This is a genomic window from Halorientalis pallida, assembly GCF_004118325.1.
GTDB classification, from domain to species: domain Archaea; phylum Halobacteriota; class Halobacteria; order Halobacteriales; family Haloarculaceae; genus Halorientalis; species Halorientalis pallida.
Genome location: NZ_RDFA01000005.1, coordinates 407032 through 427316, shown reverse-complemented (window position 1 = coordinate 427316; position 20285 = coordinate 407032). Strand labels below are relative to the sequence as shown.

Annotated in this window: 32 protein-coding genes; 28 read left to right on the top strand and 4 right to left on the bottom strand. The window is 60.7% G+C overall.

Annotated elements, in window-relative coordinates; all coding sequences use genetic code 11:
• The 5 genes from EAF64_RS15595 to EAF64_RS15575 form a co-directional block, all read left to right on the top strand.
• On the top strand, positions 1–215 hold a 215-nt coding region (locus EAF64_RS15595; RefSeq protein ID WP_193767718.1), incomplete at its 5' end, for a SufD family Fe-S cluster assembly protein.
• Positions 216–251: 36 nt separating this feature from the next.
• Positions 252–581, top strand: a complete 330-nt coding sequence (locus tag EAF64_RS15590) for a 4Fe-4S dicluster domain-containing protein (protein ID WP_129069901.1) — start codon at positions 252–254, stop codon at positions 579–581.
• A 16-nt stretch (positions 582–597) separates the two neighbouring features.
• Entirely contained in the window at positions 598–987 is a 390-nt protein-coding gene (locus tag EAF64_RS15585; RefSeq protein ID WP_129069900.1) for a hypothetical protein, read from the top strand.
• 80 nt (positions 988–1067) lie between these two features.
• Entirely contained in the window at positions 1068–1931 is an 864-nt protein-coding gene (locus EAF64_RS15580; protein ID WP_129069899.1) for a 2-oxoacid:ferredoxin oxidoreductase subunit beta, read from the top strand.
• An 18-nt stretch (positions 1932–1949) separates the two neighbouring features.
• Positions 1950–2507, top strand: coding sequence for a TATA-box-binding protein (locus tag EAF64_RS15575; RefSeq protein WP_129069898.1), 558 nt, complete (start codon positions 1950–1952; stop codon positions 2505–2507).
• Between the two features lie 153 nt (positions 2508–2660).
• Here the strand turns inward: EAF64_RS15575 and EAF64_RS15570 are convergent, their stop codons facing one another.
• Positions 2661–3269, bottom strand: a complete 609-nt coding sequence (locus EAF64_RS15570; RefSeq protein ID WP_227739009.1) for a helix-turn-helix domain-containing protein — start codon at positions 3267–3269, stop codon at positions 2661–2663.
• A gap of 158 nt (positions 3270–3427) precedes the next feature.
• Positions 3428–4717, bottom strand: a complete 1290-nt coding sequence (locus EAF64_RS21460) for an ABA4-like family protein (RefSeq protein WP_227739008.1) — start codon at positions 4715–4717, stop codon at positions 3428–3430.
• A gap of 290 nt (positions 4718–5007) precedes the next feature.
• Between EAF64_RS21460 and EAF64_RS15560 the strand changes: the two genes are divergently transcribed.
• From EAF64_RS15560 to EAF64_RS15540, 6 genes are all read left to right on the top strand, one after another.
• Entirely contained in the window at positions 5008–5499 is a 492-nt protein-coding gene (locus EAF64_RS15560) for a PaaI family thioesterase (protein ID WP_129069897.1), read from the top strand.
• A gap of 117 nt (positions 5500–5616) precedes the next feature.
• Positions 5617–6084: a hypothetical protein gene (locus EAF64_RS15555; RefSeq protein ID WP_227739007.1), complete on the top strand. Its 468-nt coding sequence runs from the start codon at positions 5617–5619 to the stop codon at positions 6082–6084.
• A 129-nt stretch (positions 6085–6213) separates the two neighbouring features.
• Positions 6214–6378, top strand: a complete 165-nt coding sequence (locus EAF64_RS21095; protein ID WP_193767717.1) for a hypothetical protein — start codon at positions 6214–6216, stop codon at positions 6376–6378.
• The gene (locus EAF64_RS15550) at positions 6375–7067 is read left to right on the top strand and encodes a hypothetical protein (RefSeq protein WP_129069895.1); all 693 of its coding nucleotides are present in this window, start codon (positions 6375–6377) and stop codon (positions 7065–7067) included. Before EAF64_RS21095 ends, EAF64_RS15550 begins: the two co-directional genes overlap by 4 nt.
• 52 nt (positions 7068–7119) lie before the next feature.
• Complete coding sequence (locus EAF64_RS15545) at positions 7120–7368, top strand: hypothetical protein (protein ID WP_129069894.1); 249 nt, start codon at positions 7120–7122, stop codon at positions 7366–7368.
• Complete coding sequence (locus EAF64_RS15540) at positions 7358–8200, top strand: DUF6884 domain-containing protein (RefSeq protein ID WP_129069893.1); 843 nt, start codon at positions 7358–7360, stop codon at positions 8198–8200. The genes EAF64_RS15545 and EAF64_RS15540 overlap by 11 nt, the downstream gene beginning before the upstream one ends.
• 22 nt (positions 8201–8222) lie before the next feature.
• Here EAF64_RS15540 and EAF64_RS15535 read toward each other — a convergent pair whose 3' ends face one another.
• Positions 8223–8426, bottom strand: a complete 204-nt coding sequence (locus EAF64_RS15535) for a DUF4177 domain-containing protein (RefSeq protein ID WP_129069892.1) — start codon at positions 8424–8426, stop codon at positions 8223–8225.
• Between the two features lie 146 nt (positions 8427–8572).
• Here EAF64_RS15535 and EAF64_RS15530 point away from each other — a divergent pair, with 146 nt between their 5' ends.
• The 15 genes from EAF64_RS15530 (at position 8573) to EAF64_RS15460 (ending at position 18166) form a co-directional block, all read left to right on the top strand.
• Positions 8573–8752 (top strand): hypothetical protein, encoded by a 180-nt coding sequence (locus EAF64_RS15530; RefSeq protein ID WP_129069891.1) that lies wholly within the window; start codon positions 8573–8575, stop codon positions 8750–8752.
• The gene (locus tag EAF64_RS15525; protein WP_129069890.1) at positions 8745–10499 is read left to right on the top strand and encodes a DNA cytosine methyltransferase; all 1755 of its coding nucleotides are present in this window, start codon (positions 8745–8747) and stop codon (positions 10497–10499) included. The genes EAF64_RS15530 and EAF64_RS15525 overlap by 8 nt, the downstream gene beginning before the upstream one ends.
• A 71-nt stretch (positions 10500–10570) precedes the next feature.
• Positions 10571–11404, top strand: a complete 834-nt coding sequence (locus EAF64_RS15520) for a DUF5131 family protein (RefSeq protein WP_129069889.1) — start codon at positions 10571–10573, stop codon at positions 11402–11404.
• Positions 11405–11445: 41 nt separating this feature from the next.
• The gene (locus tag EAF64_RS15515; RefSeq protein ID WP_129069888.1) at positions 11446–12219 is read left to right on the top strand and encodes a hypothetical protein; all 774 of its coding nucleotides are present in this window, start codon (positions 11446–11448) and stop codon (positions 12217–12219) included.
• A gap of 20 nt (positions 12220–12239) precedes the next feature.
• A complete protein-coding gene (locus tag EAF64_RS15510) occupies positions 12240–12731 on the top strand; it encodes a hypothetical protein (protein WP_129069887.1) in 492 nt (163 codons plus the stop codon).
• Positions 12728–13345, top strand: a complete 618-nt coding sequence (locus EAF64_RS15505; protein WP_129069886.1) for a hypothetical protein — start codon at positions 12728–12730, stop codon at positions 13343–13345. Before EAF64_RS15510 ends, EAF64_RS15505 begins: the two co-directional genes overlap by 4 nt.
• A 129-nt stretch (positions 13346–13474) precedes the next feature.
• Positions 13475–14383, top strand: a complete 909-nt coding sequence (locus EAF64_RS15500; RefSeq protein ID WP_129069885.1) for a hypothetical protein — start codon at positions 13475–13477, stop codon at positions 14381–14383.
• A gap of 238 nt (positions 14384–14621) precedes the next feature.
• On the top strand, positions 14622–14969 hold the full coding sequence (locus EAF64_RS15495) for a hypothetical protein (RefSeq protein ID WP_129069884.1): 348 nt from the start codon (positions 14622–14624) through the stop codon (positions 14967–14969).
• On the top strand, positions 14962–15528 hold the full coding sequence (locus tag EAF64_RS15490; protein ID WP_129069883.1) for a hypothetical protein: 567 nt from the start codon (positions 14962–14964) through the stop codon (positions 15526–15528). Before EAF64_RS15495 ends, EAF64_RS15490 begins: the two co-directional genes overlap by 8 nt.
• Before the next feature lie 152 nt (positions 15529–15680).
• Complete coding sequence (locus tag EAF64_RS15485; RefSeq protein WP_129069882.1) at positions 15681–15998, top strand: hypothetical protein; 318 nt, start codon at positions 15681–15683, stop codon at positions 15996–15998.
• Between the two features lie 10 nt (positions 15999–16008).
• Positions 16009–16326 (top strand): hypothetical protein, encoded by a 318-nt coding sequence (locus EAF64_RS15480; protein ID WP_129069881.1) that lies wholly within the window; start codon positions 16009–16011, stop codon positions 16324–16326.
• Positions 16317–16538: a hypothetical protein gene (locus EAF64_RS15475; protein ID WP_129069880.1), complete on the top strand. Its 222-nt coding sequence runs from the start codon at positions 16317–16319 to the stop codon at positions 16536–16538. Before EAF64_RS15480 ends, EAF64_RS15475 begins: the two co-directional genes overlap by 10 nt.
• Positions 16535–16753 carry a hypothetical protein gene (locus EAF64_RS15470; RefSeq protein WP_129069879.1) on the top strand — a complete coding sequence of 73 codons (219 nt, stop codon included), beginning with the start codon at positions 16535–16537 and terminating at the stop codon, positions 16751–16753. The genes EAF64_RS15475 and EAF64_RS15470 overlap by 4 nt, the downstream gene beginning before the upstream one ends.
• 55 nt (positions 16754–16808) lie before the next feature.
• A complete protein-coding gene (locus tag EAF64_RS15465; RefSeq protein WP_129069878.1) occupies positions 16809–17042 on the top strand; it encodes a hypothetical protein in 234 nt (77 codons plus the stop codon).
• Between the two features lie 299 nt (positions 17043–17341).
• On the top strand, positions 17342–18166 hold the full coding sequence (locus tag EAF64_RS15460) for a hypothetical protein (RefSeq protein WP_129069877.1): 825 nt from the start codon (positions 17342–17344) through the stop codon (positions 18164–18166).
• Between the two features lie 243 nt (positions 18167–18409).
• On the opposite strand, the gene EAF64_RS21090 is transcribed toward EAF64_RS15460, so the two are convergent.
• A complete protein-coding gene (locus EAF64_RS21090) occupies positions 18410–18562 on the bottom strand; it encodes a hypothetical protein (protein ID WP_193767716.1) in 153 nt (50 codons plus the stop codon).
• Positions 18563–19084: 522 nt separating this feature from the next.
• On the opposite strand from EAF64_RS21090, the gene EAF64_RS21455 reads away from it, so the two are divergent.
• Positions 19085–19237, top strand: a complete 153-nt coding sequence (locus EAF64_RS21455) for a phage terminase large subunit family protein (RefSeq protein WP_227739006.1) — start codon at positions 19085–19087, stop codon at positions 19235–19237.
• A 107-nt stretch (positions 19238–19344) separates the two neighbouring features.
• Positions 19345–20160, top strand: a complete 816-nt coding sequence (locus tag EAF64_RS15455; RefSeq protein WP_129069876.1) for an N-6 DNA methylase — start codon at positions 19345–19347, stop codon at positions 20158–20160.
• The last annotated feature ends 125 nt before the right edge of the window (positions 20161–20285 follow it).

Sequence of the window (20285 nt, the reverse complement as noted above, 5' to 3'; positions counted from 1 at the left end):
AGGAGAACAAGGTCGACGTGGCTCACGAGGCCACGGTCGGGAAGATCGGCGACGAGGACGTGTTCTACCTCCAGAGCCGCGGCCTGGACGACGACGACGCAAAGCAGATGATCGTCGCCGGGTTCATCGAGCCGATTACGGAAGAACTGCCCATCGAGTACGCAGTCGAACTCAACCGTCTCATCGAACTCGAGATGGAGGGCTCGCTCGGGTAGTAGGCAAGAGAGCAGATCATACAGGAGACAATCTCAATGGGAATCGATCCGACGTTCGAGACCAGCCGCGATGTCGCCGACGAGCACGAGGGCCACACGGTCTGGGGACCCGTCGACGAACCAGAAACGTTGGGCATTCACGGCACCCACGTGGCCGTCGATTTCGACATCTGCATCGCCGATGGAGCGTGTCTGGAGGACTGTCCAGTCGACGTGTTCGAGTGGACAGACACGCCAGACCACCCGGAGAGCGAGATCAAGGCTGATCCGGCCAACGAAGCCCAGTGCATCGACTGTATGCTCTGTGTCGATGTCTGTCCGGTCGATGCGATCGATGTCGATCCCGGACGAGCGGGGCGACTCTAATGACGGGTGACCACCGATGAGTACGGTCGCATTACAGTGTTACCAGTGCGATGCCGAGTACGACTACGTCGGGACAGCGCCGCACCTGGCTCGCTGTCCCGCGTGTGGCTCCTCGTGTGTCCCGCCTGCCGGCAGCCTCACCGTCGTCGACAGCGTCCACTGGGAGAGCGCGAACGGACTCGCAAAAGTCTGGGTCAAAGCCGTCGACGACCGAGACCGTCCATTCGAGTTCGAGGTCGCTGCCCACGGGAGCCGTGGGAAACTGGTGGCTCTCAAAATCGACGGTGTGTCGATCAATCCACAGCGTGTCGATACAATCGAAACACTGCCACCGCCGATAACTGCCGAAATCGCCGAACTTGGAGTGAGCGAGATCGAGACGGCCTCGCCCAGGCACTCAAAATGAGTGCCTCGTACAACCTCTCTCGTTCGGGAGAACCGACCCAAGCAACAGTATAGAGAACACAGAACCTCGAGACTGAACCAATGAGCTCAGACATTCGATTCACGGACTTCAAATCCGACAAGCAACCGACCTGGTGTCCCGGCTGCGGTGACTTCGGGACCATGAACGGCATGATGAAGGCGCTGGCGAACACGGGCAACGACCCCGACAACACGTTCGTCGTCGCCGGCATCGGCTGTTCCGGGAAGATCGGCACCTACATGCACAGCTACGCGCTCCACGGCGTCCACGGCCGCGCGCTGCCCGTGGGCATCGGGACGAAGCTGGCCAACCCCAACCTCGAAGTGATGGTCGCCGGCGGCGACGGCGACGGCTACTCCATCGGTGCGGGCCACTTCATCCACGCCGTCCGCCGGAACGTCGACATGACCTACATCGTCATGGACAACCGAATTTACGGCCTCACGAAGGGGCAGGCCTCGCCCACCTCGCGGGAGGACTTCGAGACCTCGACGTCCCCCGACGGGCCGAAACAGCCCCCGGTCAACCCGCTGGCGCTAGCCCTGGCTGCCGGGGGCACGTTCGTCGCCCAGTCGTTCAGTTCTGACTCTCAGCGCCACACAGAGATCGTACAGAAAGCAGTTGAACACGATGGCTTCGGGTTCGTAAACGTCTACCCGCCGTGTGTCACCTTCAACGACGTGGACACCTACGACTACTTCCGCGACACCATCGTTGATCTCGGCGAAACCGGCCACGACCCGACCGATTACGGCGACGCCAAGGGGAAGATTCTGGACGCCGACAAGGAATATCAGGGCGTGATCTACCAAAACGACCAGTCGGTGCCTTTCGAGAAACGTGAAGGCCTGACTGACTCCATGGCAAGCATTCCCGACGGTGCGCCCGACGACGCAATGAACCTCGTTCGAGAGTTCTACTGAGTATCGGGAGAGCATACAATGTCCGTACAACAATCTATTTCAATCGAGAACGTCGTCGCATCGACCAGTATCGGTCAGGAACTGGATCTCGACAGCGTCGCGTTCGATCTGGACGGGGCAGACTACGATCCCGAACAGTTTCCCGGACTAGTCTACCGGACGAACGACCCCGAAGCAGCGGCACTCATTTTCCGGTCTGGTAAAATAGTCTGTACCGGTGCTGAGAGTGTGGACGCTGTACACGGGAGCATGGATGTCGTCTTCGATGCGTTCAGCGATCTTGATATCGACGTGCCAGACGAACCAGACGTTACTGTGCAAAATATCGTCTCGTCTGGCGATCTGGGTACGAATCTAAATCTCAACGCGATGGCTATCGGACTTGGCCTCGAACAGGTCGAATACGAACCAGAACAGTTCCCTGGGTTAGTCTACAGACTCGAAAATCACGATGTCGTCTTGCTGCTGTTCGGATCAGGCAAGGTCGTTATCACCGGTGGCAAAGATCCCGGCGATGCGCATCGGGCTCTGGATGCTGTCCGTGAGGAATTGGATGCACTCGGATTGCTGGGCTGAAAAAACTCCTCCCGGTAGTCTCTTGTGACGTTTCGAGAGCCCATCGACGGCGTCGACAGGTTGTAATCGTGGAACGCTACCGACTGCGTGGACAGGGCTGACGAACCGGAGAGGCCGACTCCATATCACCCATCGGGACAGTCGGGGCGACGGTCACTCGTGCCCGACGAGAAACTGTTCGAGAACGCGGGCAGTCCCGCGGCGGATGGTCTCGCTCGCCGTCGATTTATCCACGTCTAGCACGTCGGCCAGTTCCGCCAGCGTACAGTCCCGTGGCACGTCGAAGTAGCCGCGGCGCTGGGCGACGGTCAGACACTCGCGCTGGCGCTCGGTCAAAAGCGACTCCTCGTCGTCGGTGTGGACGACCGTCAGGAGTTCGTACTGGAGGCCGGTGGCGTCGAGTACCTCGCCGAACGCCTCGAACTGTGCCTGTGTCGCGGTCAGGTCGAACTCCATCGCGCCGTTCTCGACATCCAGCGGGAACTCCGGGGGCAGCGACGACTCCCAGAGGAACTGATAGAGGCGCTGTTCTTCGGCCTCGTACTGGGTGATGGCTCGCTGGTCGTCGACGAGCAGTCGGTCGTAGGCGACGATGTCGGGATGGTCCCGGAGTGCAGCGGCCGCGAGTTCGGGATCGTCGGCCAGGATTTCGCCCAGTTCGATCGCCCGGTCACCTTTCGGGACGCCAGTGAGCAGTCGGAACGTCGCATCCGGAAACGATGTGGACACCTCTGCAACCCAGATGTCCTCGGGCAGCGTCATCCGGAAGCGTGCGCGAAGCAGACCGACCCCTCCTGTTGGACTCGTTTCTGCTGAACCCACAACAGGTTGTGGGTCAGTCTCGGCCCAGGGGCCGGGCCAGTCAGTCTCGGGTCTCATCCGTGGAGGCCGCCGAGAAAGAGGACCCAGTGTGGGACAGTTTAGTCACTTCCCGGATTCGGAGTGGCGGTCGACGTCCGGACCTCGGCCGTCGTGACACGGACCACGCAGTAGCCGAGGAACCCGACTGGTCCCAGCAACAGTGTCACGACCAGCAGCGGGGAAACGACGAGCCACGGGAGTCCTCGGCGGCGTGCGTCGCGGTAGATCCACCGGCCCACGAAGAGGTCGAACGCGAGGAAGTGGACCCACGCGAGGGTAGTACCGGCGGCCGTCGCGAGGAGTGACTGCATCCCGGCGAGTGACGGCGAGAGGGCGCCACTCACGACCGGGCCGAACTGGGGCACGATGACGAGCAGGTACAGGAGGGCGGCGGGAACGGCGAGCAGCGGCGAGGCGACGACTCGCTCGGTCACGCGCCAGGTCGGTGCGAGGATCATCAGTCCCCAGAACGGCGCGACCAGCAGGAAACTCCCGTCGAAGATGCCCGTCATCGACGGGAGGGGAAGCGACATCACGAGCGGGTTTCCGAGCAGCGCCCAGACGAAGGCCCCACCCACGAGACTGCTGTAGCCGACTGCGACGACGCCGACGACGCCGAGCGACTGGCGGGTCGACAGGTCGTCCCAGCGTGCTGCGACGTAGCCAGTCAGCGGGAGGACCTGCAACGCGTGGAGGCCGACGAAGTGTGCGATACGGAGGTCACCGCCGGTGAGACTCCAGTTCAACAGCGGCAGTCCGGGTCCGTCGGCGGGTGCGCCGACACTGTGAGAGCCGTTGGCGATCATCAGCCCGCCCTCGAAACTCGCGAGGACGAACAGGAAGAATCCGGTCCAGATACCCCACAGGTACGCGGGTGCGAGGTCTGGCGGGTCACGGACGGTGCGCCACAGGACGTAGACCACGACGAGCGTGCTGATGGTGATCGTCGTGCCCATGACGGCGAAGATACCGGTGTCGAGAGCGGTCGCCTTGTTGAAGTGCGACTGCACGCCGCGGGCGGCCTGGGTCGAGATGAGGGTGATCTCGACGAGCATGGCCCCGCCGATGGTTCTGGTCGCGAGCCACTCGACGCGGTCGGCCAGCGACAGCGAGGGGATCAGCCAGCCCACCGTCGCAGTGAAGATGGCGATAGAGGTGGCGAACTTCCAGGGTTTGGTCCAGACGTTCCGTCCGAGGATGGTGCGACCGTCCAGTTGCAGCAGCGCGGTGAACACCACTGCGAGGACGAGATTGACGAGCGCGACGGCGAACAGCACGCGACTCCGGCGCCGAAGTTCCGTCGCCAGTTCCGATCCAGTTCTGATCGGTGATCCGAGATGTGCGTTCATTCTCGACACCTCCGGTTTCTCGGTTCCGTCGAGTCGGTCCTGTACTTCAGTCGGGGACACAGTTTCCGTCGCATCACATACTGATGTGGGCGTGATCCCGAGGAATCGGTTTGTCCAACATGTTGGGCAAAGTCGTACCCCAAACTCTCCGCTCTAGTTGCTTTGCATGTCACACCAGTACACTTCAGCGACGGATTGGACCGGCACGACAGCCAGCGTGCGTGCGGATCTGTTGGGCCGACACGACGTATCCCGAGTCAGCGACCCCGACAGTGTGGCGGTGATCGGTCATGAGTGCAGTTGAGGTCTACCAACAGGTTCTCGATGCCGTCGATTTCTACGAGTATCTGGGACTGACGTTCGTGGAAGCGAAAACCGACGAGGACATCTGTCGGATGCAGATTCCGGACGCGGAGACGCTACGGACGCCAGTGGGGCACGTCCACGGTGGCGTGCTCACGAGTGTGATGGATATGGCGGGCCTCTTTGCCGTCTGGCGGGAGTACGGCACGCCTGGTGGGAAGGCGTACACCACAGCGATGGACGTGTCCTTCGAGAAGAGTGCGACACAGGGTGTCACCGCTCATGCAGTGGTTCGGGACCGAACGACGAGCAGTGAGCGGGACGAACTAGCGATCGAAGTCGAACTGTTCGAGTTACCGGACACCCACGAGTTCGGAATGCCGTACGACCCGGAAAACGACCCGGAGAGTACGCTGGTCGCACGGTCACGTGTTGAGTTCGTCATGCTGGACGACCGCGCAGTTGCATCCACGGCGTGACCCGACACGTACGCTGGCGTCGATGTTACTCCCGAACCACCCGAATCGAGTCATCTCACAGTCGACTGTGTCACCAAGATGTTGGGCAAATCCATACTCGGTTGTAACTGGTAGATCATGTCGAGGAGATTCACTGTGTTCGCCGATCATAGCCTTCGGAAGCGGGCGGCTGGACTATCGTACGGCATCACGGCCATCGTAAGCCTGGTCCTCGGCGGCATCTACGCCGTCAAGCAATCGTTCATGCCGTATCACGCCGACGCACTCTCGATGGGTTGGGGCGAAGTCGAGGCAGCGAATCAGGTGTTAATTTCGGCGTTGATGACCGTCGCCGGCGGCGGCTGGTTCACTGTCGGCGTGGTAATTCTGGTGCTGCTGGTCTTTCCGTTCCGGAGCGACCGCCGATGGGCACTGTACGCGCTGCCAGCAGTCATTCTGCTGTTCTATCTCCCCAATCTGTGGGCGACGCTGTCGGTGCTCCAGAACACACCCGGGAATCCTCCCTGGCAGGGAAACGCTATCGCGTGTCTATCTGCGGTCGTTGGGTTCGCACTCTATCATAAGCCGTTGAAGGGGAGGACCTGACGATCAGGAGGTGCTATCCACAGGAATGCTGCATACGCGCGTTGTATTCAGCACAGGGGCTCCAATGCCCGGATGAGTCTCACAGCAACCTGAGTTTGTCTCCCCCTGCTGGCTGGAGGCTTTTTCACCATGAGTACCGACGAGCAACGCGGTGACGCATCGCCAGACCATACCGACAACATAGAACGTGACATTGAAGCCGAACATCGAAACGCCCAACAGTCCGGCGCGATTTTCGCCGGACAGCAGTGGCCCGAAACTCGCCCAGTCATGCAGGAGGTCGATCAGCGATGACCGTCGCCGAGACGACCTTCGGGGCCGAGAAGCAGACCGATCTCGCCCGCCGAGCCGCCCGTGAGTTCGATTCGATCCCGCTCCGGAAGCAAGTCCAAGACGACATCCAGGATGACTCCCAGCTGGGACACCTGCTGGACGCCGTCGCCCACCTGCGCTGTGCCGTCCACAAGCGTGAGCAGGAGACCGGCACCGAGTCGATGCTGTACCGCGAACTGGAGACCGCTCAACAGGGCGTCACCGGCTACGCCGAGGACTCCCGTGTTAGCGAGATCATCGCGCGAGCCTGCGCGACCGTGATCGAAGACGGCGCCGAGTGGGGCCGGAGCGATTCGCTCGATCAGGAGCATATCAACGACGCCATCGCGGAAGCCCGCCAGTGGCTCAGCCAGCACACCGACATCGCCGGACGGTTGGACCTGCTCGATCTGGTTCCAGATCCGCCAAAGTGTGACGGGTCCAGCCGGGTACGCGTGACCTTCATCCCACAGACCTGGCACAAGGGCCGTCTCGTTCCGGCCGAGAAGCGCGAACACTTCGTCGTCCCAGCCGAGGATGCGACTGACGAAAGCGGAAGTCTGTACGACGACGGGTCCTGCAAAGCCAAACAGCTCTGGGCACACGACAACGCGCCCGAGCAGGCCAGAGACTGGGAGGGGCCGTTTACCATGGTACTCGACTGGGTTTGACAATACTGTCGCCGTCTGTTTGTTCTCCCCGAGTGGGTGGAGGATTTCGTTCATGGCCACCGACTCAGCAGAGGCGACCGACGAACAGATCGAGATCAATCCAGTTGAGTGCGAGTTCTATCGAGAATGTAGCGAACCGGCCCAGTACGAGTTCGAGGCGCTCGTTTTCGACGTCGGCGTCACGCAGGTCCGGGCGTGCCCCGGCTGTACTGCAGAGTTCCTCGCGCCTGAGCGGAACCGCCGCGTCGCCGAGGTTCGGAAGCTCGATCCCGCCGAGCGGTGGGAGGCCGATGGCGCCTGAGCGTACGCGTGGCCGGTTCGTCCTCGTTGGCTGTGGCGACGCAAAAACCGACGAACCCGTCGAGGCTCGCAACTTGTATACATCGTCATACTTTGCAGTCAAGCGCCGCTATGCCGAGGCCGCCGTCCAGTGGGCCAGAACAGCCGACAGGCGGGCGAACGCCTGGGCTGTACTCTCCGCCGAACACGGGATTTTGCCTGCCCGGATGGAGACAGCACCCTACGACACGACTATCGACGACCTTCGCGACGTGCCAATCGAGGGCGAGCCACGATTCGAACTGCCCTCGGGCGATCCCGTCACGACGAAACTGGACAGGTGGGCCCGAAGGGTCCACTCTGGGTTGTCCGACTGGCTTCGCCGACCGTTCTGTGCCGATCAGGCGAAGTCCCCCTGCCGGGAATTGGTCGTCCTCGCCGGGAGCGACTATGTTGACGCCCTTCGCGAGCGGGGGATCTTCGAGGGTCGACCGACAGCGCTGGAAACTGGGCGGGAGACACACACGGCTCTCCCGCCGAAGGCGTCCGTGCGCTTCCCGTTCCAGGAGCAGGACTTCGATGGAATGTTCGAGCAGATGGGTTGGTTGGGCGATCGCGCTGAGGAACTGGAAGCCGTCGCAGCGCCGGCCCGAACCCGTGAACTTTCCGCGTTCGATGCCGGCTATGAGCGTGACCAGGCCCGCTGGCAGCTTGACCGACCGGACATCGACATCGAGTCGACCGAACAAGCCAATCTCGGCGCCTTCGAGGAAGTCCCGGATCAGTACCTCGCGACCGAGCAACAGCAACTGGGCGCTGTCACTGAATCAAACGCCGAATCAAGGCGTACCTGACAGTTCAAGCATTGAGGCCCACTCACTCCTTTGGCCGTTTGAATACCAGCGCGTCTGTCGTGCTTTTTGGCCGACCACCAAGGCTCCTCCTGGACCCGGTAAGTGCTGTAGCGAGTTCCCATCTGTCCTCGCCTAAATCATTGAGCAGCGCCTCTGAGACTTCGTCGCCACCACCCAAGAAACCTCCATCCGAGAGTTCGATAATCTTGTACTCCCACGCCGTCATACCACATGTTGTTCTATCTACAGACAAAGACTTTCTGGTGAACCACCCTCATCTATCCCTACAGGTTCGATATCGGTAACCCTCCACGACCACTTTGCTGGCCTTGGAGTTGAGTTTGTTTTCCTCAAGTCGGGTGGAGGAGTCGAATGACGTTCGATCATATCCACCAAGAGGAAGCACCGCACGTCGGCGAACCAGAAGACGATACCGTCCAACACCTCGCGGATATCGCGCCGCCCTGCGTGGACTGTGGCCAGCGAGAGGTGGTCCCGAACGCGGACCGCTGCGAGGAGTGCCGTCACCCCGAGGGTGAGTCGGATGACTAGCGCAACGACCGTTGTCGACCTGTTCTGCGGTGCCGGCGGCTTCTCGACTGGTGCCGGCTTCGCCTGTGAACAGCTGGGCCAGACACCCGGCGAAGACGTCGACCTCCACGCAATCAACCACTGGGAGCCCGCCATCGAAACCCACGAAACGAACCATCCGTGGGCCGAACACTACCACGCCAAGATCGAGGAACTCCATCCGCCCGACGTCGTCGAGCCGGGCACTGTCGACCTCCTGGTCGGCGGTCCCGAGTGCGTCCACTTCAGTCGCGCGCGCGGCGGCAAGCCTGTTCGCGAGCAAAAGCGGGCCTCTGCGTGGCACGTCCTCGACTGGGTCGAGAAACTCCGTCCGGAGAACGTCCTCCTCGAGAACGTCCCGCCGTTCCGCGATTGGGGTCCCGTCGTCGACGGCCAACCCACACGGGACGGGTCGATCTTCAAGCAGTGGGTCGGGATGTTCGAGGCCCTCGGCTACACGGTCGAGCACCGGATCCTGAACGCCGCAGACTACGGCGATCCGACGAGCCGCGAGCGGCTGTTCATCGTCGCGAGCCGGACCAAGCAGCCGACGTTCCCCCAGCCGACCCACTCCGCAGAGGACGACGACGACCTCGCCGATCATCGGCCCGCAGCCGAGATCATCGACTGGGCGGATCCCGGTGGGTCGATCTTTACCCGGGATATCGATGCCCCCCGGAAGAAGCCGCTGAAGAACTCGACGATGCAGCGGATCGCAGAGGGGATCCGCCAAAACTGTCCCGACCGTTACGAGCCGCTGGCCGACGCGCTGGCCGACCTTGGTCGCGACGACGTCCGGGAGCTTCGGACCTCCCGGGTTGTTCCGCTGGACGATGCGGCGACTGTGGCCCAGGCCGTCGACAAACCGTTCCTCGTGCGGTGTCCCACTACCGGTGGCGTCGGCCTCTCAGCCCCGTACCTTCTCCGACAACAGGACGGAGCGAGCCCAGTGTCGACTGACAAGCCCGTCCCGACAATCGCGACCCGTGGCGGGCATCAGAAAGTGGAAGCGCGCCCGCTCGTGATGCCCCGGAACGGTTTCCAGCGTGGCCTACACTCGAACCCTCTCTATCAGCCCGAGACGCGACCGATGCACACTGTCACCGCGAAAAACACGGACGGCTACCTCGTTTCGCCGACGCTGCTTCGGTACTCCCACGGTGGGGCCTCACTCGATCTCGAGAAGCCACTCCCTACGATCACGACGGCCAAAGGCGGCGTGTTCGGCTTCGGTCAGCCGTACCTCTGTCCGCTTTACAACGGTCGCGACGGTCAACGGCCCCGAACGCGCTCGATCGAGCGGCCGCTGATGACTGTGCCAGCGTCGAAGAGCCCGGCTGGGGTGGCAAACCCGTTCCTCGTGGACTACCACGGCCAGTCCGACGCCGGCGCCGTCGACGAGCCACTCGGAGCTGTGGAAACCCGTGATCGCTTCGCCCTCTGTGTCCCTGAAGCGTGGCCGTGGGGGCTGGATGTCCGCTACCGGATGCTCAAACCCCAAGAGCTGAAGCAAGCCCAGGGCTTCCCGGCGGACTACGAGATCTGTGGGTCGACGAAGAAGGCCGTCACCGAGCAAATCGGCAACGCCGTCCCCGTCCATCTCGCGACGGCCCTGTGTCAGCATGTGCTGGCCAGCGAGAATCCGAGTCTCTCGACCTTCGGCGGCGGGATCTCCGAAAATCCGGACGCCGAAGTGCCGAACTACGGCGAGATCACCTCGGACGACTGAGGGGCTGTTCCCGTTTTCGCTGCTGTGCAACGGCCTGTTTGTTGGTCCCTGCTGGGGTGGAGGAACACCCGATGCAAACCACCTCGATTAGCTGGTGCGACTACACGTGGAATCCCCAGACCGGCTGTTCGCGGATCGGTCCGATCTGCTACGATTCCGACGCCGGCGTCCCGAAGTGCTACGCCGAAAAATTCAGCCGTCGCCAGGAGCGCACCGATTCCAAATGGACGCCGGAGAACGCCGACGAGAACGTGACGATGCACCCCGAGCGTGTCGAAGATCCCGACGAGTATCACTTTCCCGAAGGTCCGGGGCGCGTCTTCGTCGGCTCGATGACCGATATGTTCCACTCAGAAACCGACCCAGCGTTCGTTCAGGACGTGCTGGACGTGTGCGCCCGGCATCCAGAACACGTCTGGATCTGGCTCACCAAGCGGCCGCACAACGCCGCTGACTGGCGCTTGGACTGGCCCGAGAACTGTCTGCTCGGGACCAGCGTCGGGAGCGCCGGCCACGAGTATCCGTCGACGCTCCACCGGATCGAACAGCTCCGCGATATCGACGTTGGCCTGAAGTGGGTGAGTTTCGAGCCGCTGCTCGAGCCAATAGGCGAGGTGGCACTCGACCATATCGACTGGGTCGTCGTCGGTGGCGAGTCCGCTCCAGACGAGCACCGCCGGGAGATGAAACACGAGTGGGCTGACGAGATCCGGCGGCAGTGTCGTGACGAAGGGATTCCGTTCTACTTCAAGCAGAGTTCCTCGGCCCGACCAGAGCAGGGAACAGCGCTGACCGTCTACAACGAAGAATACGGCGTCTTTGAGCAACGCGAGATCCGAGATTTCCCCGAGCTTCCAACGGTCGCGAAAGCCGCCAGAGCAGATCGTGAGGAAATAACCTCGTAGCGGCGCCACCGGCCGTTTGTCCCTCCCCAGTCGGGCGAGGGATGTCCTACGAGCCACGATCGGTACCGGCCCAGGCAGCATCGTTCCAGCACCGACATCGTCCCACCTGTGAGTGTCCAATCCACGCCGACGGCGAGCCGTTCACTGCGCCACTCGGCCTCCGGTTCGCCGACCATGTCACCGTCGATCCGATCCAGCGCGAGACAGCAGCCGCGATTTACGACGCGCACCACTCCTACATGGATTCGCTGCCGTCGGTGAATCTCGTTCACCACGGCGTCCGCTTCCAGGGGAACCTCGTCGGTGCGATCACGTACAGATACCCCCTCATCTCGAAAAAGCGGATTCGCTACCGCACTGGCGGCCAGCTGGCACCCCAACCTGTGACCATCGAGGAGGACCTCCCTCGGGAACTCCGACCGACTGCCCGGCGGATCCTCGACGAGATCGAGCCAAGCGAGATCGTCGACGACGAGGTCGTCACCGGCGACACGCTCGTCGAGGCCGCCCGGATCTGTCTCGGTGTTCGGATGCCCAACCTCGCGTCGGCGGCACTTGCGCGGTCCCAAGAGCGGTTCGTCGCCGACTACGGTGACCGGGAAGGAACACGGTTCCTGCTCACTTGGGTTCGCGCTGACTACGACGGCGCCATGATCCGAGCCCTCCGAGACAAGGGCTGGACCTGTACTGGGTTCGCCGAACCGAGCGAGGCCAGTAATCGTGAGGACAAAGCTATTCGCCAGCGCTGGAAATGGCGGTTTCTCTGTCCGGTCGAACAGGTGAAAGAGCAATCCACGCTCGATTCCTGGACATGACCCCGCAGAGCCAACTCACCATGTTCGCGGTCAAGGGCAAACCAAGAGCTGTCATCGACCAACTCCGTTCTAGCGATGACATGCTCTGGTTCCCACACGAGGACCAGCGGGCCTTCGTCTACTACGATCCAGTTGACGACGAGAAGCAAGAGGAGACATCGCCGCCATGGGTCCGGCTGCAGACCCGCGTCGACGGCTCGGACCGACTCACCACACCGAAGGTCGTCAGTCTGATCGAAGCAGCTGCTTCCGAGTTCACCCACGAGATAGTCACGCCGGTTCGATGTTCGACGTGTCTCGATCCGGTCCCCGACACGGAGCTCGTCGAATCGAATTCGCTGCCGGAGACGTTCTGTTCGGCAACCTGTCTCCACGAGTGCGAAGATGCACTTGAAGAACCACTGACGCCGACGAACACCCGGACGCCCTACACGTCGCCTCTTCTGCGCGTCCAGTGGGACGAAGACGACGTTGACTTCGCGGATGCCCACCTCCCGAGGTGGTCCGAGTGACTGATCAGCGGACGCTCACCGAGTTCACCGAAATAGAAGGAGACAGTGCCGACGTCCGCGACACTGCAGACTACCACGTCGAGGACAGCCACGCTCACGGGGCCGATCCCGATACGTCACCAACCCTCTGTGGCTCCCCGATCCCGTCCGGGCGCTTCCACGTCGTCCTCGATCCAAGCCACTACGACGAGGTCAGCCCTCGCGACGACCCGCTCACACCGGGCGTGTACCTCTGGCACAACGCCAACGCGGACTTCCAGGATGCCCCGAGCGAAGTCGCCACCTCGGATGCACAGCTCCGCGAAGCGGTGGAAGCAGCCTGGGACGCGATCACTGCCGTGTGCGACGACATCGAGCCCGTGGTCGGCTTCCACTCTGGCGTTCGGTGGTCGTCGCTGAACATCCACATGGCAGATCGAGAGCGCGGTGATAAGGAGCGCGTCCACTGTGGCTACGGCAGTGTGGCTTGTCCCGAACGCGATCGGGAGACGACCCTCCAGCACGGCTTTGCGTCGATTCGTCTCTTTGGAACACCCGTTGATACGCTAATTTGTACGCCAGATCCCCGTCTCGGCTTGGAGAAAATTGAGTCTATATTAACATTTATCGACTGATAGGAGTGGGCTGGTGAATACAGGACGCGTGTGCACCATCGCTAATGAATTAAGCAATAAATAACAGTTCGGTTAAGTGAGTTCGGTGTGTACTTTCATATCGATTCAGTACTATTTTCTACGTGTCGAATGAGCGTATTGATTGATCTGCTTATGCTTGTGTTCTTTCTCACTCTTCTCCCCAAACCTCGGTGCCGACTTTATCAGCAAGGGATCATTCTCGGCCTCACTGCTCTCGTTGCCGCCGCATTTGCTGTCATTCCCTACATCAAACCGATAGTTGACCTGACGAAGGTAAGCCTTCAATCAACGGCCGTCACGTGGTTCATACGGATTTCATTTCTTGTGCCACGTGTGGGAGAAAGAATCTTGTCGAACGATCTCGGGGTGGAACGTCTCCGACGAGCGATGCGCTCCTCCTTCGAGAACGATATGCTGGAATTCCGACGTAAAATTCGAAGACTCACCGTACGACAAATCGAACCAGACGAAACGACGCCCCAGAAAGAAGAACTACTTGCGTCGATACGACAAAGCCGAGATAGGATTCGGCGGCGTCACACGATCGGTGAACTCATCGTTGGTGTCTCGGTCGGCATCATCGCTCTTTTCATTAGCATATTGAATGTTTGGGCCGGCATCGGGTTCTTCATAGGCATTTACACCATCTTCTTGCCGGTCTCCGTGTATATGCGTTCAATGGTGGTTGATAGCCTCGCGTACTCAGTAAACATGCCTGATGCGGACTCTAAACTCCACCCAAGAAAACCTGGAATGAGCACCCTCGTTTTCATGGATCAGTGGAATCGGATGTTGATGAATGAGGAACGGCATATCCATAAGATGATAGTTGTCAGCTTCATTCGAGGGGAATTCAAGGAAGGTACAGAGATGGGAATAGAACTACTGGGTAGGGTGGTGTCAGGCGAAATGACGCTTGAAGGGGCATTCGATGAAATGGTTACAGAGGAACTCGGCGAAGACACGATGGAGTCTCGCTGGATTCGTAGGGTCATGAAGCAGTATTTCGGAATATAGCCGCTGTATCGGTCTCACCGTTACTGACAGAGTTCGAGTAGTTGACGCAACCGTTGGTGTATGCATCCTCTGTATTTAGCACGCCAGTAGGGACCGATCACCAGTTGAGGGAAGAGAGATCAGAAGAAATCGGCTGAGTATACTAGCTGAGACGCTACGCTGAGTTTGTCTCCCTCTGCAGTTTGGAAGGATGTCAGACCGATCAGACACACCACCCTGTCCGCAATACACTGCGCCGATGGAACTGTGCGATCCGAGCCACGAGAAGCCGTTCTGGCCCTGCCGACTGGATCACGACAAACCAGCCGTGGTCCTCCTGAGTGAGAACATCGACTACGCAGCCACGCTGGCCCGCGTCCGCCTGCTCGATACTTTCGACACCCAGGGGGTCGATCCGTTCGGCGGGCCGCTGATCGAGACACCAGCCCCGCCGATACTGTTCAGTTCGATGGTCCTCGAGCGGCTCCAGCATATCTTCGAGCATAAACAGCTCCGGGAACGCAAGGACCACCACGACGAGGACGCCTACCAGTCGTCGCGAACGCCAAGCGAACAGCGCCACCTCAGACAGTTCACCGATGTCTGAGGAAATCTCCAAGACCGCAGACGCCGACCACTGCCGATTCTGCGGGACCGCCGACGCTCGGTTCTTCGGCAGCGCGCATACCTACGTCCGGTGGCCTGCCGACGTCGCCCAGGAAGATGGAGTGTACCACTTCGTTATTTGCGACGACTGTGCGCTGTCGACGCGCGACAACGAAACGGTCGCGGCAGACCAGTTCCGTTCCGGTGATCGGGACTACCTCCAAACCTGCGATATCTGTGGTGCTGTTGGCTGTCGCTCCACCAGCGTCCGAGGCTGGGCTAATGGGAAACCAGACGGCGCTCGCGACGACCGAACCTACCGGATCCAGAGCGTCCTCGGCTGGACCGTCGAGATCGCCGGCTTCGAAGGAGGAGTCTGCTCTTGTATCGAGTGTAGCCCAATCCAACCCGTCGACTGTGTCCGCCGGCCCGGCCGCGAGTACGACGACGACGCGACCGTCCTCGTGACTCCGCCGTTCGAGCAGGACGGCTCTGTCTCGAGCGAGGACTTGGACAACGAACACCGACAGGCCCAGATTGATACCTGGACACCCCCGTAGCGACTCCAGCAAGAACTGGTGGTCCGCAGCCTTAACCAACAGTCGAGCCATTTGCTCTGCGAAATCGGGGTATTTCGCCAGATGTGTTGGTTAAAGACTCAGCCCCTCTCGCTCGCCAGCGTCAGTTTGTGTCCTCCGGGGCAGGTGAGAGCATGTCTTCCCAAATCGAAGCACATAGCGGCCAGCAGCGTGCGCTCGAACAGTTCGTGGCCACCGGCGGCCAGCCCGACAACCTCCAGATCGAAAGCTCGGTCATCGAGCAGGTCAGCGCCGACAGTTCGCCGCAGACCGTCCGTGACCACGTCCTCAAGACGCTCTGGCGGCAGGTCCCTGCTCTCTGCGTGCCCGACGTTCACGACCTCAGAGTGAGTCTCGACGTCGACGTTGACGCCGATGCGCCCGTCGACGCGCAGGTCACGACGGTCCTCCAGGCGGCCGTCGCGATGCTCGACGAGTGGAACCACCTCTGAGGAGAAACCAATGTCTGAGAACTTCACGCTTGGCGATTTCGGGGCTGGCGGTCAGCGCTCGCGAGCCGGCGACACTCGGATCGATATCGAACAGCGGGCCAAAGAGGCCACCGCCGGCGGGTGGGAATATCTCGTCCATACCCAGAACCGGATCGGCTGGCATATTCCGGATGACACGGCAACACTCGCACTTCACCGAGGCGAGACTGGAACGACCCTGAAGCGAGGCTCCCGAATCGTCGGCACCGAAGACACGCTCGTTGCCGGTCTTGAGTTGGCCGCCGCGTACATGCGCGACCACCCGGAGGGAGAATCGCGATGGTCCTGATCGAACGCGACGAGTGGCCGGTGATCGAGCGCCAGCGCGTCGACGATGCCCTCCGGCGAGCGCGCTGGTGGCAGTCCGTCGAACCGCACAAGTGCGCCTTCTGGGACGTGTTCGACAGCACACTCCTCGCGCACTATCCCGAGTGTCGGTTCAAACAGGGCCAGCAGGTCACACTCGGTGACTTCGGGGAGACCGGAGGTGCGTCAGCATGACCAACGACGAAGATCGCGATGCAATCCTTGACCAGCTCCCTCCGGAGAAACTGTTGTCGGCGACAAATCCGGAATTGATCCGGGCAGGGATCCAGTGTATGTATTCTTTAACAACGGTGAAGGAGTACGTAGCCTACGAAAATACCCATCAGAATCGGGCGGCGATTCTCGGACAGCTCCGGCTACGGGCCAGTGAACTCCGCCAACAAGACTGAACTCACGGTCTCGCCTTCAGTTTGTTACGCCGAGGGGGTGCAGCGACTCAGATTTATGTCTCAGGAATCCACGACTCAGACCGAACAGCTGTCCCCAATGGACACCGTCGGTACCGAGATTGAGGAGAACAGAGCCCGGATCGTGTTCGATCCAGAAGCCGACCCCTGGTTCCGAACGCTCGTCCACGAGCAACTCGCCACCGCTGACCTGCTTACGACCGAGCGTCGGTCAACCGACGAGGAGATCATCGATGTCGAACTCAAGCCCGAAACGCACCCGACAGAGTAACTATGTTCATGATCGAGCATCCGAGTGCTGCGTGTCCAGAGTGTAGCGAGCCACTGCTGTACGGGACGAAAGAGGAAGCCAGCAGCTGGAAAGTGTACTACGAATGCAGTGCCCGCTGTGGATTCGAGGAACGAGCCGGGCGAGTCTCTATGTCCGAGGTCGACCATCAGGACGAACTCGACCGAAGAGCGGAGGAGATGGGTGAGCGATACACAAACGGGTAAGTCCGCCGTCGACGGCAGTTTGTCTTCCCCAGGTTAGGTGAGGGTCGTGCCCGAGAGCGCGGCCCGCTCGTACTCATGTCCGTCGACGAATCCACATCCGCAAGTCCAGAGACCGACCAGCAACCGACCCAGCAGTGCGCCCTCTGCGACGCATCGCTCGAGCGCAGTTCCCAACACCTCGCGGACAACCGCGAGACGCTCGTTTACACCTGTGCCGACTGCCGGATCGGCGCCAAGGCCGTCGTCCAGCAGTCTGGCGCGCCCAGTGAACGCTGTCAACGTCGTCTCGACAGCCGTCAGGGGAACGCGATGGACGGCCTGTCCGTGTACCGCCTCGCGGCGTTCGTGACCGACGAGTTCCCTGCCGGCCAGTACGCAGTCACCCGGACCGGCGAACACACGTTCGAGATTGCCCTGCCCGAACCAGCCACCCAGTGGGACATCCTTCGCCTCGTGGATCGGCTGTCAGTCGGGCCTCTCGACGCCGAGGCCGACAACCACCGCGTGATCGTCCGGGATACGCGCTGGACTGACGCGCCGTCGGAGGCAGTCCCCGACGGCGGCGTCGTCCAGGCTCGGATTGCAGATGGGACCGTTCCCGATCCCGCCGACGATCCACTCGCCGTCGCCGACGACGACGATCCACGCACCAAGCGGGCCAAACGCGAGGAGATCGACGTCTCGTTTCAGGAGAAACCCGGTGTGTACGAGGTCCACTCGGCCTCTGGGAGTTACTACGACGTCGATGTCGTCGCAGAGCGGTGTACCTGCCCCGACTTTGAGCAGACCTGCAGCGATCCAGACACCCCCATCGACAAGTGCAAGCACCTCCGGCGGGTCGCCATCGAGATCGAGGCCGGCACCGTCCCGCGGCCAGACGGGAAACTCCCCGACAGATAGGGAGTCCGGGGAGGTACGACCAGGGGAGAAGAGCGCGCCCTCCTGTGTTTGTTCTCCCCGCAGCGCGTGCGGGAGTCGTCCTCCCGAGAGAGTCAACCAATGTCAATCGACGATTCAACCAGTTGCGAGGACCACGTACAGCTCCACTTCGATCAGCACGGCGCCCCAGTCTGTCCCACGGTAACCGATCCGGATCTGACGGCACCCTGGACGGATCTGAGGTGCGACATTCCGAACAGCCTTTCAGAAACTCGTCAAGTATCCCTCGCTGAGTGCATTCTCGTCGAACTTAAGCATGAACCGGTCGCCGTTCGGCTGGCATTCAGGGACGAGTGGACGCTGTTCTTCCACTCTCAGTTCGCCAGTCGCGATTTGGATCGGGAGTTTATTCGCCATCGAATAACCTCGGTAGCAGGTCAGCAAACCGTCGCAATGTCTCGCACAGACGTTCGCGATCAACTCCTAACCTACTTGGGACGTTCAGAATCAGTACGACGGGGATCACTCACGGTTCGCCCACTTTCGACGTTGTAGGTACAACCGAATCGTGCGGACGACGTACTAAAACATCTCCTCAAAGTATATGTCAACGGGACTCTACTCCAAAATCTCGTACTGACAGAACTCGTTGTCTCCACAGTCCGGGCAGTGTTCGGTTTCCGGCGATACAGTTGTCCCACAGCGACGGCATTCGACTACCACCGTGGACCCACCACCGCAGAGCAATCGAGTGATAGCTGTCCGGACTCCCATCGTCTTCTTCGATTCAGGCGTCGGTGAGTTAATGCTGGTGGACAACGTTTCAACAGAAACGCGGTGTGTTTGACAGCGCGCAATTCTGCCAAAAGCTTACGTTCATACACCTGATTTCATCCATTGGAAGGAACACTGTCACACGCTCCTTCCGTTTCCCTTTGCATGAACACTGACGAATCCTCACTCGGCCGCTGCCCAGACTGCGGCGAGGATATCTTAGAGGCATGGCTGCTGGTCGAATACGAGAAAGAAGACGGCAGTGAAGGCATCTGGGCCGAGTGCCCTGCGTGTGATGGTGTTGTCGCACCAGAATAGTGGGGGCTGTCGAGTTATAGTATTCTCTGTTCAGAGTATAGGAACCGGTATTGGCTTCCTTGAATCGCAAATGAGCCCCTGTTTATTCTCTCTGTCAGGGCGCGAGGATGTTTTCACCACAAGTCGATACCGATCCGATTGTCTCGATTCTCAACCAGATCCAGCAGCGCGGCCACAGCGCCTACACGATTTTCGAGGACTGGGTTGATCTGATGCTGTATGCCCTCCAGCGCCGTGACGATCCGTACCTGGAGATCGTCGACGATTACAGCCAGGCCCGAGACATGGACCACCCAGAGGGAGAACGTACGGTGGACCTCTTCGCCAACGCCTTCGGCCAACTCCAGAAACAGATGGCCGAGACCAACGCCGACGTGCTTGGCGCCGTGTACGAGGAGTACGGCATGAGCAGCGACAATTTCGGCCAGCACTTCACACCTCACAACGTCTGTGAAATGCTGGTCGAGATCACCCACACCGTCAACGACCAGCCCCGCGACGACGGCACCCAGCAGGTCGTCACCGACCCGGCCTGTGGGAGCGGGCGGATGCTGTTGTGCGGTGGCCGGAGACTTCCAGAGGCAGTGTTCGTCGGCCAGGACAAAGACCCCCTCTGTGCCAAGATGACCGCTTTGAACCTCTGTTTCTTCAATATGGATGGGTATGCGATCCTTGGGGACTCACTCACACTCGAGTATCGTCGCGTCTGGCAGACGACCCACTCCCCTCGGGGCGGCGCTGTTCGCGAACTCGACGACGAACAGATCCAGACTCTCCGAGGCAACCTCGCTCCGGAGGACGACACCGATGCGTCCGAGGAGAAGTCAGAGCCCGCAAAACTGGTCGCTAAAACAGGCTCGGTCCCCGACGACACTGCAACCGAACAGCAGTCATTGACTGTGTTCCAGACTGAGGATATATAATATCCTAATTATATTTTGTCACCCCCCACGTTTCCAGTGTAAATGTTCGATAATACGGCATTACACTGCTTCATCCCACTGTTCACAATTCGATAGCGGGGTGCCTCTCCCGAGTTTGTGTCCCC

Excerpts from the sequence above, each read along its gene's own strand:
- EAF64_RS15530 (WP_129069891.1), top strand. The coding sequence starts at position 8,573 with ATGACGTTCGATCATATCCACCAAGAGGAAGCACCGCACGTCGGCGAA.
- EAF64_RS15465 (WP_129069878.1), top strand. The coding sequence starts at position 16,809 with ATGTCTCAGGAATCCACGACTCAGACCGAACAGCTGTCCCCAATGGAC.
- EAF64_RS15525 (WP_129069890.1), top strand. The coding sequence starts at position 8,745 with ATGACTAGCGCAACGACCGTTGTCGACCTGTTCTGCGGTGCCGGCGGC.
- EAF64_RS15455 (WP_129069876.1), top strand. The coding sequence starts at position 19,345 with ATGTTTTCACCACAAGTCGATACCGATCCGATTGTCTCGATTCTCAAC.
- EAF64_RS21455 (WP_227739006.1), top strand. The coding sequence starts at position 19,085 with ATGAACACTGACGAATCCTCACTCGGCCGCTGCCCAGACTGCGGCGAG.
- EAF64_RS21090 (WP_193767716.1), bottom strand. The coding sequence starts at position 18,562 with ATGGCGAATAAACTCCCGATCCAAATCGCGACTGGCGAACTGAGAGTG.
- EAF64_RS15520 (WP_129069889.1), top strand. The coding sequence starts at position 10,571 with ATGCAAACCACCTCGATTAGCTGGTGCGACTACACGTGGAATCCCCAG.
- EAF64_RS15585 (WP_129069900.1), top strand. The coding sequence starts at position 598 with ATGAGTACGGTCGCATTACAGTGTTACCAGTGCGATGCCGAGTACGAC.
- EAF64_RS15480 (WP_129069881.1), top strand. The coding sequence starts at position 16,009 with ATGTCTGAGAACTTCACGCTTGGCGATTTCGGGGCTGGCGGTCAGCGC.
- EAF64_RS15575 (WP_129069898.1), top strand. The coding sequence starts at position 1,950 with ATGTCCGTACAACAATCTATTTCAATCGAGAACGTCGTCGCATCGACC.
- EAF64_RS15550 (WP_129069895.1), top strand. The coding sequence starts at position 6,375 with ATGACCGTCGCCGAGACGACCTTCGGGGCCGAGAAGCAGACCGATCTC.
- EAF64_RS15580 (WP_129069899.1), top strand. The coding sequence starts at position 1,068 with ATGAGCTCAGACATTCGATTCACGGACTTCAAATCCGACAAGCAACCG.
- EAF64_RS15540 (WP_129069893.1), top strand. The coding sequence starts at position 7,358 with ATGGCGCCTGAGCGTACGCGTGGCCGGTTCGTCCTCGTTGGCTGTGGC.
- EAF64_RS15555 (WP_227739007.1), top strand. The coding sequence starts at position 5,617 with ATGTCGAGGAGATTCACTGTGTTCGCCGATCATAGCCTTCGGAAGCGG.
- EAF64_RS15515 (WP_129069888.1), top strand. The coding sequence starts at position 11,446 with ATGTCCTACGAGCCACGATCGGTACCGGCCCAGGCAGCATCGTTCCAG.
- EAF64_RS15495 (WP_129069884.1), top strand. The coding sequence starts at position 14,622 with ATGGAACTGTGCGATCCGAGCCACGAGAAGCCGTTCTGGCCCTGCCGA.
- EAF64_RS15560 (WP_129069897.1), top strand. The coding sequence starts at position 5,008 with ATGAGTGCAGTTGAGGTCTACCAACAGGTTCTCGATGCCGTCGATTTC.
- EAF64_RS21460 (WP_227739008.1), bottom strand. The coding sequence starts at position 4,717 with ATGAACGCACATCTCGGATCACCGATCAGAACTGGATCGGAACTGGCG.
- EAF64_RS15535 (WP_129069892.1), bottom strand. The coding sequence starts at position 8,426 with ATGACGGCGTGGGAGTACAAGATTATCGAACTCTCGGATGGAGGTTTC.
- EAF64_RS15490 (WP_129069883.1), top strand. The coding sequence starts at position 14,962 with ATGTCTGAGGAAATCTCCAAGACCGCAGACGCCGACCACTGCCGATTC.
- EAF64_RS15510 (WP_129069887.1), top strand. The coding sequence starts at position 12,240 with ATGTTCGCGGTCAAGGGCAAACCAAGAGCTGTCATCGACCAACTCCGT.
- EAF64_RS15485 (WP_129069882.1), top strand. The coding sequence starts at position 15,681 with ATGTCTTCCCAAATCGAAGCACATAGCGGCCAGCAGCGTGCGCTCGAA.
- EAF64_RS15475 (WP_129069880.1), top strand. The coding sequence starts at position 16,317 with ATGGTCCTGATCGAACGCGACGAGTGGCCGGTGATCGAGCGCCAGCGC.
- EAF64_RS15460 (WP_129069877.1), top strand. The coding sequence starts at position 17,342 with ATGTCCGTCGACGAATCCACATCCGCAAGTCCAGAGACCGACCAGCAA.
- EAF64_RS15545 (WP_129069894.1), top strand. The coding sequence starts at position 7,120 with ATGGCCACCGACTCAGCAGAGGCGACCGACGAACAGATCGAGATCAAT.
- EAF64_RS15500 (WP_129069885.1), top strand. The coding sequence starts at position 13,475 with ATGAGCGTATTGATTGATCTGCTTATGCTTGTGTTCTTTCTCACTCTT.
- EAF64_RS15470 (WP_129069879.1), top strand. The coding sequence starts at position 16,535 with ATGACCAACGACGAAGATCGCGATGCAATCCTTGACCAGCTCCCTCCG.
- EAF64_RS15590 (WP_129069901.1), top strand. The coding sequence starts at position 252 with ATGGGAATCGATCCGACGTTCGAGACCAGCCGCGATGTCGCCGACGAG.
- EAF64_RS21095 (WP_193767717.1), top strand. The coding sequence starts at position 6,214 with ATGAGTACCGACGAGCAACGCGGTGACGCATCGCCAGACCATACCGAC.
- EAF64_RS15570 (WP_227739009.1), bottom strand. The coding sequence starts at position 3,269 with ATGACGCTGCCCGAGGACATCTGGGTTGCAGAGGTGTCCACATCGTTT.